Below are 17,488 nucleotides of genomic sequence, written 5' to 3' on the forward strand. Positions count from 1 at the left end.
CCAGAGACAAAACTCCCGCCAGTTAGCGGGAGTTTTATTTAAGGGCTACTAATCTTTTATCTGGATTATGTTTTCCAAATTGGAGAGTAAATCACCCGCGGTTATTCCATCGAGCTGGATTGTAACATGCTCTGTGGGTCCCTTATTAATAACGATTTCCGAGTTTTGTCCTTTATCAGTAATCTCAATAACATGGCTATTAAGCAGTTGATCTAACGTTCTGGTTTCATCAGAGAACAAATCACTTAAATCGATCTTGTCTTGGCCAATCGTAAAGTCGGTAATCCGATCTTTACTATTATCTAAATCACCATCAACCCATTTGAAGAGATCTTCACCTGAGCCACCAGTTAGAATGTCGTTACCCAATCCCCCGATAAGGATATCGTTGCCTGAACCACCATCGAGGTAATCATCACCGCTACCACCTCTAAGAACATCGTTGCCATCACCCCCATACAGATGATCGTTCCCGGAACCACCAAAAATGAGATCGACGCCCCCTTGTCCATAAATTCGATCATTACCTCCTCCACCATGAGCAACGTCAACGTAGGCATTACTAAAGGAACTTATCTTCAGGGCACTATCTTCATTATTTGGGTCTTGTAACCAGTCGCTATCTTTACCAGAACCAAATTCTTTCCAAGCATTGAGTGCAGCTTGTTCTTTTAGCATCGCCTGTGCATGAGAGTCCAAACCCTCTACATGGCTATCACCGAGGAAAATAATATCGTCGCCTTTACCTAGATGAACATTATCTCCGCCAGCACCCACGTCAACCACCAGACCTTTTTCGGCATGTTCATAATATTTAACGCTCGCCCCAGAGCTGCCAGTTGACGACCATTGGACTTTTTGATTGGTTAAAGTCGGGTCATACACTTGAACTGAATCAATCTGTTCACCTGAAGATTTAATGTCTGTTCCTACCACAAACGTCATAGTACTAGAGCTAACATCTCCATCGTTATCTTTTAGTGTATAGCCAAAATCAAGCTTAGCTGACGGAATTACCGCTGCACCAAAGAACTGGTAACTACCGTCATCCAAATCAACAATCAACGAATGCTTGTTATCAATATAAATTGATAACGTCTTCGTCGAAGTGTCAAAACCATAAGCGAGCGAAGTTGAGTGACCTGAAACGCTAACAGTTTGACCATTAAATAAGTACTTAACGCCATTGATACTAATTTCACTAATCACCCCGCCATCTGCGCCAATACCATAACCACCACCAGAATTGAGTAAGTTACCGCCAATCGGTTGAATGACAGACTGCAATAAAATTGGTGGAAGCTTTGTCACATCAGGCACGACTACTGCATTGGTATTAAGATTCAAATGCCCATCGTAAGCCACCTTGTCCAGCTCACCTTGTGGAACACTATTACCCATACCATAGGCAAGTGCCGTAATTTTATTCGCTTGAAGATGGTTAATCCAGCCAGATAACTCATTGGGCTCGATCGTATTTAAGTTCCACTCCCACTGATTGTTTCTCCATACCCAATCACCACCTTCAGGAACCCCATCAGATAAGAAATAACTGACGTTACTTGCGCCTGATAACAATCCTCCGGAACTGAGACCTAGCCAGTTTTTTTCTGCTAATTCAATAGCATGATCATAATCTGTCCCACCAGAAGCAATTAATCCATTAATATGAGTTTTTGCCTGATCCACCGTCATCCAGACAGAGCTTCCTTGTGATTTTATCGATGCATCACTGGCAAAAAGTATCAACTGAACCTTAGTTTGTCCTATTGATTGATACTGTTCTAGAAGCTGTATCGCCGATTCTTTCATCACTTGTAGACGACTCTTACCATTACCAGCATCCCATGCCATGGAGCCAGAGACATCGAGTATTAACTGTACATTAGCCCCTTGTTTTGTTTCAGATTCAGCAATATGGAAAATTTCTTTTGCCACGGGTGCATCATCTTCAATCACAAGAGTCACTTTGCCCGTTCCTATTGCACCTGTAGCGTTTTTCGCCTCAAGTGGGATATTGATAGCCAAGCTATCCTCACCCGACTTATTGGCATGATCAATTGGAGAGTGGAGGGTACTGTGCACTTTACCTTGGTTATCTAAAGTAAATTCAACGACTTTATTACCTCCCGCAGACCCAGTGAGCGTTTGTTTATCCGCAGATAATACCCAACTGATTGCGGCTCCATTCGACGTATAGTTACCAGTGGGTATTCCCATCGATAACTGAGCAACGTTAGACAAATTCAGTTGACCATCTGCACTAGTATTGTTTGTCGTATCTTGGGAGTTTGATATTGATGAACCATCAGCAATTCCACCTTGCAAGCCCTCTTCTGAAACATTAAGTGTAAGCTCACCGATCACAGGCGGAGACATCGGCTTAACAGCAAAACCAAGTTGAGCACTATCGCCATCGGCATCTGTCACTTGTACTTTGAAGTCAATATCTGCATCACCTATTGGCGATTTCATATTTTGATACTGATAAAACTCCCACTTACCTGTTGCCGGAGTGAACTCAAGTTTAAACACCAAGTTATTATTGGCATCTTTACCCACTATAGTGTTCGCGCTTTCTGCAACCACATTAACGGGTGATCCGTTGGCTGTCTCTAAAGTCGTTGACTCATTTAATCCAATAAGTTTCAGTGTTCCAGGACCATCAGCCCCCCACTGAGGGATAACGGTACCAGAGCCGTAAGCAATTACCGCGGGTGAGTCGGAGCCGATAAACTCAATACTTTTAACAGTAAAGTCACTGTTATCCTTATGAGTAAAGGGCTTACCATTATCTGTAGCTTTGATTACCATCGTATCAAAGCCACCTTGTTGTACTGAGAAATTCTTAGCGTAGTTACCGCTGGTTTCTTCAGAAGTAAACACTTGAGTCGCTACAAGCTTACCATCACGCCAGAATTCAACGACTCCACTCTCACGTTCCCCACCGAACATTTTGCTAAATTCAATCTTAGCGCCATAAGCAACGGTATTGGGATCGAGTTTAACGATGATCTCTTCAGAAGCGGTTGTTCCATCAGCAAACTTACGGAAATCAACTTCATTTTCAAGATTATGATAAGGCGAGCTATTGCTACTTACACCTAGCCCCTCAGAACCACCATTGACATATGCATCAACCAGTTTAGAAGAGTCCGCGGATTCAAAGCCTTTTGCGGTGATCGTAAACTTACCGCCATCAATAGAAGATTTGTTACCGCTGTAATTGGTTAAATTGAATTTACCCACCAAAACATCAGGGATATCTGCAACTGTTAAAGATACAGGCTCCATCTCAACGGCAATTGGTGCATCGTCTTCGATCGTGACATTGAGTTTAGTCTCTGTCGTTGTTTTACCATCAGAAACAATAACATCGAGCTGTACCAACAGTGAATCTTCAACTCCTTTCACTGGATGATCTACTGGAGCCTTGAGGGTTAGCTCATAAGTCCAGTCTCCTTTACCACTCTCATTTGGTGAAATAAGCTGCACTTCAACAATAGCGTTATAGCCTTCGCCGTTGAGTGTTCCTGTATAACCAACCAGCTTCTGACTACTCGCATCCCAATGCCAAGAAATATTATTGCCACCGGACGTTAACCCATTAGGGCCATTTAAGGAAACATCAAGCTTATCGCTATCTATGTCATTAATGGTAATCTTGCCTCTAGTAACAACAGCATTCGTTGAATCCGTATTGCCCGTGTCATCAGCGATAGCGCCAACAAGTCCTTCCTCCGAAACAACAGCATGCTTATCGATACTGAGCGTCGGTGCATCATTGACAGGGTTAACCGTAATTGTAATCTTTGCTGCTGTCGGATCTGCAAGCCCTTCATTATCTACCGCTACATAACTGAAATTGGTGATTCCATTCCAATCAGCGTTCGGAGTAAAGGTTAACTTACTCGCATCCTCAGCGACTATGTTCTGACCAGCTGTCACAGCAACGCCATCCAGATAAAGGACTCCGTTAGTCGGCAGTGTATTTATGGTAAAACTCACTACTGTGCCATCAATATCAGTGCCAGAGAGTGTAGGAATTGCAATACTAGTAGCGTCTTCTAAACCTTCGGCATGTTTATCTAGCGTATTGGGCGCTTCATTGAGCACTAACGCTGTATCGTTACCAGATAACGAGATATTTCCTGCCTTGTCTGTCTGGGTCGCACTGACGCTCAGTGAGTTACCATTAGGCGGGGTAACCTCGGTCCAGGTGATTACGCCACTAGCCGCGTTGTAGCTGTAGCTCTTACCATCACTCGACTGCAGGCTGCCGTCTGCCTTTTGGGTCAGTTCAACATTGCTTGTCGTGCTGCCGTTGGTGATGGTCAGGTTCACCTTGCCGCCGTCCACAAGATCCGCCGCGTTGACCTGCACCGTTACCTGAATGTTGTCGTTGCCAATCTCAGCCTTGGTCAACAGCTCATCGTTGTTGGTGTCATCCACGATGGTCACCACCGGGGCGCTCGCCTCCAGATTGTCCACTCCGGCTTTATCTTCTGCCAGCGCGGACGGGTTACCCGCTTGATCGGTCACTTGCGCCGTGACCTGGATTTCATCGGGCGTGCCGACAACCGGCACTTCCACGTTCAGGCCGTTAGTTAGCATCTCGGCGGTCACCTTGCCGTTAAACAGCTCGTTGCCTGCCCCATCTTTAACAACCAGCACATCGCCTACTTGAGTGCCGACCGCCAGCGTTACTTTGGCGGTCACGCTGTTGTCATCACCAATCTCGGCTTTGTTGTAGAGGCTATCATCCCCTGCACCTTGCAGCTCAACGGTCGGCGTCGGCGCGGCTACGTTGTCCACTCCGGCTTTATCTTCTGCCAGCGCAGACGGGTTACCCGCCTGGTCTGTTACCTGCGCCGTGACCTGGATTTCATCCGGCGTGCCCACAACCGGCACTTCCACGTTCAGGCCGTTAGTTAGCATCTCGGCGGTCACCTTGCCGTTAAACAGCTCGTTGCCTGCCCCATCTTTAACAACCAGCACATCGCCTACTTGAGTGCCGACCGCCAGCGTTACTTTGGCGGTCACGCTGTTGTCATCACCAATCTCGGCCTTGTTGTAAACGTCGTCGCTACCTGCGCCTTGCAGCTCAACGGTCGGCGTCGGGGCCGCTACGTTGTCCACTCCGGCTTTATCTTCTGCCAGCGCAGACGGGTTACCCGCTTGATCGGTCACTTGCGCCGTGACCTGGATTTCATCGGGCGTGCCGACAACCGGCACTTCCACGTTCACACCGTTATCCAGATCTTGCTGTGTGACCGGGCGGCTCAGCAGCACTGTACCGGTACCGTCTTTAACAACCAGTACGTCGCCTACTTGAGTGCCAGCGGCGAGCGTCACCTTGGCGGTCACGCTGTTGTCATCACCAATCTCGGCTTTGTTGTAGAGGCTATCATCCCCTGCACCTTGTAGTTCGACACTTGGCGTCGGCGCGGCAACGTTGTCCACTCCGGCTTTATCTTCTGCCAGCGCAGACGGGTTACCCGCCTGGTCTGTTACCTGCGCCGTGACCTGGATTTCATCCGGCGTGCCGACAACCGGCACTTCCACGTTCACACCGTTATCCAGATCTTGCTGTGTGACCGGGCGGCTCAGCAGCACTGTACCGGTACCGTCTTTAACAACCAGCACATCGCCTACTTGAGTGCCGACCGCCAGCGTTACTTTGGCGGTCACGCTGTTGTCATCACCAATCTCGGTTTTGTTGTAGAGGCTATCATCCCCTGCACCTTGTAGTTCGACACTTGGTGTCGGCGCGGCCACGTTGTCCACTCCGGCTTTATCTTCTGCCAGCGCAGACGGGTTACCCGCTTGATCGGTCACTTGCGCCGTGACCTGGATTTCATCCGGCGTGCCCACAACCGGCACTTCCACGTTCACACCGTTATCCAGATCTTGCTGTGTGACCGGGCGGCTCAGCAGCACTGTACCGGTACCGTCTTTAACAACCAGCACATCGCCTACTTGAGTGCCTGCGGCGAGCGTTACTTTGGCGGTCACGCTGTTGTCATCACCAATCTCGGTTTTGTTGTAAACGTCGTCGCTACCTGCGCCTTGCAGCTCAACGGTCGGCGCCGGGGCCGCTACGTTGTCCACTCCGGCTTTATCTTCTGCCAGCGCAGACGGGTTACCCGCCTGGTCTGTTACCTGCGCCGTGACCTTGATTTCATCGGGCGTGCCCACAACCGGCACTTCCACGTTCAGGCCGTTAGTTAGCATCTCGGCGGTCACCTTGCCGTTAAACAGCTCGTTGCCTGCCCCATCTTTAACAACCAGCACATCGCCTACTTGAGTGCCGACCGCCAGCGTTACTTTGGCGGTCACGCTGTTGTCATCACCAATCTCGGCTTTGTTGTAGAGGCTATCATCCCCTGCACCTTGCAGCTCAACGGTCGGCGTCGGCGCGGCTACGTTGTCCACTCCGGCTTTATCTTCTGCCAGCGCAGACGGGTTACCCGCCTGGTCTGTTACCTGCGCCGTGACCTGGATTTCATCCGGCGTGCCCACAACCGGCACTTCCACGTTCAGGCCGTTAGTTAACATCTCGGCAGTCACTTCGCCACGGAACAGCTCGTTGCCTGTCCCATCTTTAACAACCAGCACATCGCCTACTTGAGTGCCGACCGCCAGCGTTACTTTGGCGGTCACGCTGTTGTCATCACCAATCTCGGTTTTGTTGTAGAGGCTATCATCCCCTGCACCTTGTAGTTCGACACTTGGTGTCGGCGCGGCCACGTTGTCCACTCCGGCTTTATCTTCTGCCAGCGCAGACGGGTTACCCGCTTGATCGGTCACTTGCGCCGTGACCTGGATTTCATCCGGCGTGCCCACAACCGGCACTTCCACGTTCACACCGTTATCCAGATCTTGCTGTGTGACCGGGCGGCTCAGCAGCACTGTACCGGTACCGTCTTTAACAACCAGCACATCGCCTACTTGAGTGCCTGCGGCGAGCGTTACTTTGGCGGTCACGCTGTTGTCATCACCAATCTCGGTTTTGTTGTAAACGTCGTCGCTACCTGCGCCTTGCAGCTCAACGGTCGGCGCCGGGGCCGCTACGTTGTCCACTCCGGCTTTATCTTCTGCCAGCGCAGACGGGTTACCCGCCTGGTCTGTTACCTGCGCCGTGACCTGGATTTCATCGGGCGTGCCCACAACCGGCACTTCCACGTTCAGGCCGTTAGTTAGCATCTCGGCGGTCACCTTGCCGTTAAACAGCTCGTTGCCTGCCCCATCTTTAACAACCAGCACGTCGCCTACTTGAGTGCCGACCGCCAGCGTTACTTTGGCGGTCACGCTGTTGTCATCACCAATCTCGGCTTTGTTGTAGAGGTTATCATCCCCTGCACCTTGCAGCTCAACGGTCGGCGCCGGGGCCGCTACGTTGTCCACTCCGGCTTTATCTTCTGCCAGCGCAGACGGGTTACCCGCCTGGTCTGTTACCTGCGCCGTGACCTTGATTTCATCCGGCGTGCCCACAACCGGCACTTCCACGTTCAGGCCGTTAGTTAGCATCTCGGCGGTCACCTTGCCGTTAAACAGCTCGTTGCCTGCCCCATCTTTAACAACCAGCAAGTCGCCTACTTGAGTGCCGACCGCCAGCGTTACTTTGGCGGTCACGTTGTTGTCATCACCAATCTCGGCTTTGTTGTAGAGGCTATCATCCCCTGCACCTTGCAGCTCAACGGTCGGCGTCGGCGCGGCTACGTTGTCCACTCCTGCTTTATCTTCTGCCAGCGCAGACGGGTTACCCGCCTGGTCTGTTACCTGCGCCGTGACCTGGATTTCATCGGGCGTGCCGACAACCGGCACTTCCACGTTCACACCGTTATCCAGATCTTGCTGTGTGACCGGGCGGCTCAGCAGCACTGTACCGGTACCGTCTTTAACAACCAGCACATCGCCTACTTGAGTGCCGACCGCCAGCGTTACTTTCGCGGTCACGCTGTTGTCATCACCAATCTCTGCCTTGTTGTAAACGTCGTCGCTACCTGCGCCTTGCAGCTCAACGGTCGGCGCCGGGGCCGCTACGTTGTCCACTCCGGCTTTATCTTCTGCCAGCGCAGACGGGTTACCCGCCTGGTCTGTTACCTGCGCCGTGACCTTGATTTCATCCGGCGTGCCGACAACCGGCACTTCCACGTTCAGGCCGTTAGTTAACATCTCGGCAGTCACTTCGCCACGGAACAGCTCGTTGCCTGCCCCATCTTTAACAACCAGCACATCGCCTACTTGAGTGCCAGCGGCGAGCGTTACTTTGGCGGTCACGCTGTTGTCATCACCAATCTCGGCCTTGTTGTAAACGTCGTCGCTACCTGCGCCTTGCAGCTCAACGGTCGGCGTCGGCGCGGCCACGTTGTCCACTCCGGCTTTATCTTCTGCCAGCGCAGACGGGTTACCCGCCTGGTCTGTTACCTGCGCCGTGACCTGGATTTCATCCGGCGTGCCCACAACCGGCACTTCCACGTTCACACCGTTATCCAGATCTTGCTGTGTGACCGGGCGGCTCAGCAGCACTGTACCGGTACCGTCTTTAACAACCAGCACATCGCCTACTTGAGTGCCTGCGGCGAGCGTTACTTTGGCGGTCACGCTGTTGTCATCACCAATCTCGGCTTTGTTGTAGAGGCTATCATCCCCTGCACCTTGCAGTTCGACACTTGGCGCCGGGGCCGCTACGTTGTCCACTCCGGCTTTATCTTCTGCCAACGCGGACGGGTTACCCGCTTGATCGGTCACCTGCGCCGTGACCTTGATTTCATCCGGCGTGCCCACAACCGGCACTTCCACGTTCAGGCCGTTAGTTAACATCTCGGCAGTCACTTCGCCACGGAACAGCTCGTTGCCTGCCCCATCTTTAACAACCAGCACGTCGCCTACTTGAGTGCCAGCGGCGAGCGTTACTTTGGCGGTCACGCTGTTGTCATCACCAATCTCGGCTTTGTTGTAGAGGTTATCATCCCCTGCACCTTGCAGCTCAACGGTCGGCGCTGGGGCCGCTACGTTGTCCACTCCGGCTTTATCTTCTGCCAGCGCAGACGGGTTACCCGCCTGGTCTGTTACCTGCGCCGTGACCTGGATTTCATCCGGCGTGCCCACAACCGGCACTTCCACGTTCACACCGTTATCCAGATCTTGCTGTGTGACCGGGCGGCTCAGCAGCACTGTACCGGTACCGTCTTTAACAACCAGCACATCGCCTACTTGAGTGCCTGCGGCGAGCGTTACTTTGGCGGTCACGCTGTTGTCATCACCAATCTCGGCTTTGTTGTAGAGGCTATCATCCCCTGCACCTTGTAGTTCGACACTTGGCGTCGGCGCGGCCACGTTGTCCACTCCGGCTTTATCTTCTGCCAGCGCGGACGGGTTACCCGCTTGATCGGTCACCTGCGCCGTGACCTGGATTTCATCCGGCGTGCCAACAACCGGCACTTCCACGTTCAGGCCGTTAGTTAACATCTCGGCAGTCACTTCGCCACGGAACAGCTCGTTGCCTGCCCCATCTTTAACAACCAGCACATCGCCTACTTGAGTGCCGACCGCCAGCGTTACTTTGGCGGTCACGCTGTTGTCATCACCAATCTCGGTTTTGTTGTAGAGGCTATCATCCCCTGCACCTTGTAGTTCGACACTTGGTGTCGGCGCGGCCACGTTGTCCACTCCGGCTTTATCTTCTGCCAGCGCAGACGGGTTACCCGCTTGATCGGTCACCTGCGCCGTGACCTGGATTTCATCCGGCGTGCCGACAACCGGCACTTCCACGTTCACACCGTTATCCAGATCTTGCTGTGTGACCGGGCGGCTCAGCAGCACTGTACCGGTACCGTCTTTAACAACCAGCACATCGCCTACTTGAGTGCCGACCGCCAGCGTTACTTTGGCGGTCACGCTGTTGTCATCACCAATCTCGGTTTTGTTGTAGAGGCTATCATCCCCTGCACCTTGCAGCTCAACGGTCGGCGCCGGCGCGGCCAGGTTGTCCACTCCGGCTTTATCTTCTGCCAGCGCGGATGGGTTACCCGCTTGATCGGTCACTTGCGCCGTGACCTGGATTTCATCCGGCGTGCCCACAACCGGCACTTCCACGTTCACACCGTTATCCAGATCTTGCTGTGTGACCGGGCGGCTCAGCAGCACTGTACCGGTACCGTCTTTAACAACCAGCACATCGCCTACTTGAGTGCCTGCGGCGAGCGTTACTTTGGCGGTCACGCTGTTGTCATCACCAATCTCGGCTTTGTTGTAGAGGTTATCATCCCCTGCACCTTGCAGCTCAACGGTCGGCGCCGGGGCCGCTACGTTGTCCACTCCGGCTTTATCTTCTGCCAGCGCAGACGGGTTACCCGCTTGATCGGTCACTTGCGCCGTGACCTGGATTTCATCGGGCGTGCCGACAACCGGCACTTCCACGTTCAGGCCGTTAGTTAGCATCTCGGCGGTCACCTTGCCGTTAAACAGCTCGTTGCCTGCCCCATCTTTAACAACCAGCACATCGCCTACTTGAGTGCCGACCGCCAGCGTTACTTTGGCGGTCACGCTGTTGTCATCACCAATCTCGGCTTTGTTGTAGAGGCTATCATCCCCTGCACCTTGCAGCTCAACGGTCGGCGTCGGCGCGGCTACGTTGTCCACTCCGGCTTTATCTTCTGCCAGCGCAGACGGGTTACCCGCCTGGTCTGTTACCTGCGCCGTGACCTGGATTTCATCCGGCGTGCCCACAACCGGCACTTCCACGTTCAGGCCGTTAGTTAGCATCTCGGCGGTCACCTTGCCGTTAAACAGCTCGTTGCCTGCCCCATCTTTAACAACCAGCACATCGCCTACTTGAGTGCCGACCGCCAGCGTTACTTTGGCGGTCACGCTGTTGTCATCACCAATCTCGGCCTTGTTGTAAACGTCGTCGCTACCTGCGCCTTGCAGCTCAACGGTCGGCGTCGGGGCCGCTACGTTGTCCACTCCGGCTTTATCTTCTGCCAGCGCAGACGGGTTACCCGCTTGATCGGTCACTTGCGCCGTGACCTGGATTTCATCGGGCGTGCCGACAACCGGCACTTCCACGTTCACACCGTTATCCAGATCTTGCTGTGTGACCGGGCGGCTCAGCAGCACTGTACCGGTACCGTCTTTAACAACCAGTACGTCGCCTACTTGAGTGCCAGCGGCGAGCGTCACCTTGGCGGTCACGCTGTTGTCATCACCAATCTCGGCTTTGTTGTAGAGGCTATCATCCCCTGCACCTTGTAGTTCGACACTTGGCGTCGGCGCGGCAACGTTGTCCACTCCGGCTTTATCTTCTGCCAGCGCAGACGGGTTACCCGCCTGGTCTGTTACCTGCGCCGTGACCTGGATTTCATCCGGCGTGCCGACAACCGGCACTTCCACGTTCACACCGTTATCCAGATCTTGCTGTGTGACCGGGCGGCTCAGCAGCACTGTACCGGTACCGTCTTTAACAACCAGCACATCGCCTACTTGAGTGCCGACCGCCAGCGTTACTTTGGCGGTCACGCTGTTGTCATCACCAATCTCGGTTTTGTTGTAGAGGCTATCATCCCCTGCACCTTGTAGTTCGACACTTGGTGTCGGCGCGGCCACGTTGTCCACTCCGGCTTTATCTTCTGCCAGCGCAGACGGGTTACCCGCTTGATCGGTCACTTGCGCCGTGACCTGGATTTCATCCGGCGTGCCCACAACCGGCACTTCCACGTTCACACCGTTATCCAGATCTTGCTGTGTGACCGGGCGGCTCAGCAGCACTGTACCGGTACCGTCTTTAACAACCAGCACATCGCCTACTTGAGTGCCTGCGGCGAGCGTTACTTTGGCGGTCACGCTGTTGTCATCACCAATCTCGGTTTTGTTGTAAACGTCGTCGCTACCTGCGCCTTGCAGCTCAACGGTCGGCGCCGGGGCCGCTACGTTGTCCACTCCGGCTTTATCTTCTGCCAGCGCAGACGGGTTACCCGCCTGGTCTGTTACCTGCGCCGTGACCTTGATTTCATCGGGCGTGCCCACAACCGGCACTTCCACGTTCAGGCCGTTAGTTAGCATCTCGGCGGTCACCTTGCCGTTAAACAGCTCGTTGCCTGCCCCATCTTTAACAACCAGCACATCGCCTACTTGAGTGCCGACCGCCAGCGTTACTTTGGCGGTCACGCTGTTGTCATCACCAATCTCGGCTTTGTTGTAGAGGCTATCATCCCCTGCACCTTGCAGCTCAACGGTCGGCGTCGGCGCGGCTACGTTGTCCACTCCGGCTTTATCTTCTGCCAGCGCAGACGGGTTACCCGCCTGGTCTGTTACCTGCGCCGTGACCTGGATTTCATCCGGCGTGCCCACAACCGGCACTTCCACGTTCAGGCCGTTAGTTAACATCTCGGCAGTCACTTCGCCACGGAACAGCTCGTTGCCTGTCCCATCTTTAACAACCAGCACATCGCCTACTTGAGTGCCGACCGCCAGCGTTACTTTGGCGGTCACGCTGTTGTCATCACCAATCTCGGTTTTGTTGTAGAGGCTATCATCCCCTGCACCTTGTAGTTCGACACTTGGTGTCGGCGCGGCCACGTTGTCCACTCCGGCTTTATCTTCTGCCAGCGCAGACGGGTTACCCGCTTGATCGGTCACTTGCGCCGTGACCTGGATTTCATCCGGCGTGCCCACAACCGGCACTTCCACGTTCACACCGTTATCCAGATCTTGCTGTGTGACCGGGCGGCTCAGCAGCACTGTACCGGTACCGTCTTTAACAACCAGCACATCGCCTACTTGAGTGCCTGCGGCGAGCGTTACTTTGGCGGTCACGCTGTTGTCATCACCAATCTCGGTTTTGTTGTAAACGTCGTCGCTACCTGCGCCTTGCAGCTCAACGGTCGGCGCCGGGGCCGCTACGTTGTCCACTCCGGCTTTATCTTCTGCCAGCGCAGACGGGTTACCCGCCTGGTCTGTTACCTGCGCCGTGACCTGGATTTCATCGGGCGTGCCCACAACCGGCACTTCCACGTTCAGGCCGTTAGTTAGCATCTCGGCGGTCACCTTGCCGTTAAACAGCTCGTTGCCTGCCCCATCTTTAACAACCAGCACGTCGCCTACTTGAGTGCCGACCGCCAGCGTTACTTTGGCGGTCACGCTGTTGTCATCACCAATCTCGGCTTTGTTGTAGAGGTTATCATCCCCTGCACCTTGCAGCTCAACGGTCGGCGCCGGGGCCGCTACGTTGTCCACTCCGGCTTTATCTTCTGCCAGCGCAGACGGGTTACCCGCCTGGTCTGTTACCTGCGCCGTGACCTTGATTTCATCCGGCGTGCCCACAACCGGCACTTCCACGTTCAGGCCGTTAGTTAGCATCTCGGCGGTCACCTTGCCGTTAAACAGCTCGTTGCCTGCCCCATCTTTAACAACCAGCAAGTCGCCTACTTGAGTGCCGACCGCCAGCGTTACTTTGGCGGTCACGTTGTTGTCATCACCAATCTCGGCTTTGTTGTAGAGGCTATCATCCCCTGCACCTTGCAGCTCAACGGTCGGCGTCGGCGCGGCTACGTTGTCCACTCCTGCTTTATCTTCTGCCAGCGCAGACGGGTTACCCGCCTGGTCTGTTACCTGCGCCGTGACCTGGATTTCATCGGGCGTGCCGACAACCGGCACTTCCACGTTCACACCGTTATCCAGATCTTGCTGTGTGACCGGGCGGCTCAGCAGCACTGTACCGGTACCGTCTTTAACAACCAGCACATCGCCTACTTGAGTGCCGACCGCCAGCGTTACTTTCGCGGTCACGCTGTTGTCATCACCAATCTCGGTTTTGTTGTAGAGGCTATCATCCCCTGCACCTTGTAGTTCGACACTTGGTGTCGGCGCGGCCACGTTGTCCACTCCGGCTTTATCTTCTGCCAGCGCAGACGGGTTACCCGCCTGGTCTGTTACCTGCGCCGTGACCTGGATTTCATCCGGCGTGCCGACAACCGGCACTTCCACGTTCAGGCCGTTAGTTAGCATCTCGGCGGTCACCTTGCCGTTAAACAGCTCGTTGCCTGCCCCATCTTTAACAACCAGCACATCGCCTACTTGAGTGCCAGCGGCGAGCGTCACCTTGGCGGTCACGCTGTTGTCATCACCAATCTCGGCTTTGTTGTAGAGGCTATCATCCCCTGCACCTTGCAGCTCAACGGTCGGCGTCGGCGCGGCTACGTTGTCCACTCCGGCTTTATCTTCTGCCAGCGCAGACGGGTTACCCGCTTGATCGGTCACCTGCGCCGTGACCTGGATTTCATCCGGCGTGCCGACAACCGGCACTTCCACGTTCACACCGTTATCCAGATCTTGCTGTGTGACCGGGCGGCTCAGCAGCACTGTACCGGTACCGTCTTTAACAACCAGCACATCGCCTACTTGAGTGCCGACCGCCAGCGTTACTTTCGCGGTCACGCTGTTGTCATCACCAATCTCGGTTTTGTTGTAGAGGCTATCATCCCCTGCACCTTGTAGTTCGACACTTGGTGTCGGCGCGGCCACGTTGTCCACTCCGGCTTTATCTTCTGCCAGCGCAGACGGGTTACCCGCTTGATCGGTCACCTGCGCCGTGACCTGGATTTCATCCGGCGTGCCCACAACCGGCACTTCCACGTTCAGGCCGTTAGTTAACATCTCGGCGGTCACCTTGCCGTTAAACAGCTCGTTGCCTGCCCCATCTTTAACAACCAGCACATCGCCTACTTGAGTGCCGACCGCCAGCGTTACTTTGGCGGTCACGCTGTTGTCATCACCAATCTCGGTTTTGTTGTAGAGGTTATCATCCCCTGCACCTTGCAGTTCGACACTTGGCGTCGGCGCGGCAACGTTGTCCACTCCGGCTTTATCTTCTGCCAGCGCGGACGGGTTACCCGCTTGATCGGTCACTTGCGCCGTGACCTGGATTTCATCCGGCGTGCCGACAACCGGCACTTCCACGTTCAGGCCGTTAGTTAACATCTCGGCAGTCACTTCGCCACGGAACAGCTCGTTGCCTGCCCCATCTTTAACAACCAGCACATCGCCTACTTGAGTGCCGACCGCCAGCGTTACTTTCGCGGTCACGCTGTTGTCATCACCAATCTCGGTTTTGTTGTAGAGGCTATCATCCCCTGCACCTTGTAGTTCGACACTTGGTGTCGGCGCGGCCACGTTGTCCACTCCGGCTTTATCTTCTGCCAGCGCAGACGGGTTACCCGCTTGATCGGTCACTTGCGCCGTGACCTGGATTTCATCGGGCGTGCCGACAACCGGCACTTCCACGTTCACACCGTTATCCAGATCTTGCTGTGTGACCGGGCGGCTCAGCAGCACTGTACCGGTACCGTCTTTAACAACCAGCACGTCGCCTACTTGAGTGCCAGCGGCGAGCGTCACCTTGGCGGTCACGCTGTTGTCATCACCAATCTCGGTTTTGTTGTAGAGGCTATCATCCCCTGCACCTTGCAGTTCGACACTTGGCGTCGGCGCGGCAACGTTGTCCACTCCGGCTTTATCTTCTGCCAGCGCAGACGGGTTACCCGCTTGATCGGTCACTTGCGCCGTGACCTGGATTTCATCGGGCGTGCCCACAACCGGCACTTCCACGTTCAGGCCGTGAGTTAACATCTCGGCGGTCACCTTGCCGTTAAACAGCTCGTTGCCTGCCCCATCTTTAACAACCAGCACATCGCCTACTTGAGTGCCCGCGGCGAGCGTTACTTTGGCGGTCACGCTGTTGTCATCACCAATCTCGGCTTTGTTGTAGAGGCTATCATCCCCTGCACCTTGCAAACTAACAATCGGAGCATCAGGCGCAGTCACATCGACACTGCCGTTGTCGGTTGCTGTCCCGGTGTTGCCAGCTAGATCAGTGACGCTGGCGGTCACCTGATAGTCACCTTCCGTCAGCGGGGTGGTCACATCCACACTGTAGTTGCCATCCTTGTCAACGGTTACGATTAGCTCCTGTTTGTCACCCTTGGCATCGGTCACCACGATGATCACTTGACTGCCTTCAGTTGCATCAGTCTTGCCTGTGATGGTAGGCGTCGTGTCGTTGGTGTTGTCTGGGGCATCGACCGTGATCACTGGCGCAGTCACATCGACACTGCCATCGTCGGTCGCGGTGCCGGTGTTGCCAGCCGGATCGGTCACAGTGGCGGTGACGGTATAAGGGCCTTCCGCCAACGGGATGGTCACATCCACGCTGTAGCTGCCGTCCGGCTGTACCGTAGCGGTCAGGGTCTGCTGGTTGCCGTCGGCATCGATCACGACCAGGGTAACGGTACTGCCCGCCGGGGCATCCGTCGTACCGGTAATGGTCGGGGTGGTGTCGTTGGTGTTGTCCGGCGCATCGACCGTGATCACTGGCACAGTCACATCGACGCTGCCATCGTCGGTCGCCGTTCCGGTATTCCCCGCAGGATCGGTCACTGTGGCGGTGACGGTATAAAAGCCTTCTGCTAACGGGGTGGTGACATCAACGCTAAAAGTTCCATCTGGTTGCACGATAGCGCTAAGTGTTTGCTGGTTGCCGTTGGCATCGGTCACGACCAGGGTAACGGTACTGCCCGCTAGAGCATCCGTCGTACCGGTAATGGTCGGGGTGGTGTCGTTGGTATTGTCCGGTGCATCAACAGTGATAACTAATATCACTGTTGGCTCTTCTGGTAAAACGGGGACGTTGGGAGCTTGCAATAGGTTCAGCAAACTCAGGCTTTGCGTTCTTGATAGGCCAATGGCTTCGAAGCCTGATGTATCAAACTGCGTTGATGCAAGAGTTTCTGCACCATCACGTTCAATTGTAAAAGCGGCGCTCAATGCAGAGCCTGTTAAACCACCAGCAGCGGTGGCAAATTCCTCACCCAATGCAGTCGGGTCTGCGCCTTCTTCTAATGCGGCTAAAATCTGCTCTATATCGTCGGTTATCGGCTGGGCATTACCTTCTGCGTCCACCAGTTGTGCTAAGGGCATTGGCTCCTGCTCTGGCATCAAATTGTTGCTATTCGGGTCGAGGATAACCGCACCTTCAGGAACGGCTTCTCCTGCGTTGATGATCGTGACATTACCATTTCTATCAATCACAAGCAGCTGATTCGCTGCAAGATTTGCTAAAGACAACAAAGCATGAATTCCCATATAAAGCCTCAGACCCTATTACTTTTGAGTGTGTTGATAATTGACACTCTTCCTTTGCCACAAAACCAGTCAAGATAAATGTTAACTTTAGTTAAAAATCCGTTTAACTTTTCACATCACAAATGAATCAGCAGAGCCATTTAATTTAGTAACAACATATTTTCTGAACTAAAATCACATCAGAATACTTTAAAAGTGTTAAATTTATTCCAAAACCATCCACAACTGAAATGATTTAATACTTTTAGTTTACACCGTTATGACTGGTTCACAGGGGTTTATTTACGTAAATGTGTGATACGCTTCTCGCGTGCGTCATATTGTTGACGTCAAATATCCTATATGT

1 protein-coding gene is annotated in these 17,488 nt (G+C 53.9%); it reads right to left on the reverse strand.

Going from position 1 to position 17,488, the window contains the following annotated elements:
• Positions 1 to 48 precede the first annotated feature (48 nt).
• Positions 49 to 17,127 carry an Ig-like domain-containing protein gene (locus R4537_RS12555; protein ID WP_338953241.1) on the reverse strand — a complete coding sequence of 5,693 codons (17,079 nt, stop codon included), beginning with the start codon at positions 17,125 to 17,127 and terminating at the stop codon, positions 49 to 51.
• Positions 17,128 to 17,488: the final 361 nt, after the last annotated feature.

This window comes from Vibrio paracholerae (assembly GCF_037672085.1).
Lineage (GTDB): Bacteria > Pseudomonadota > Gammaproteobacteria > Enterobacterales > Vibrionaceae > Vibrio > Vibrio cholerae.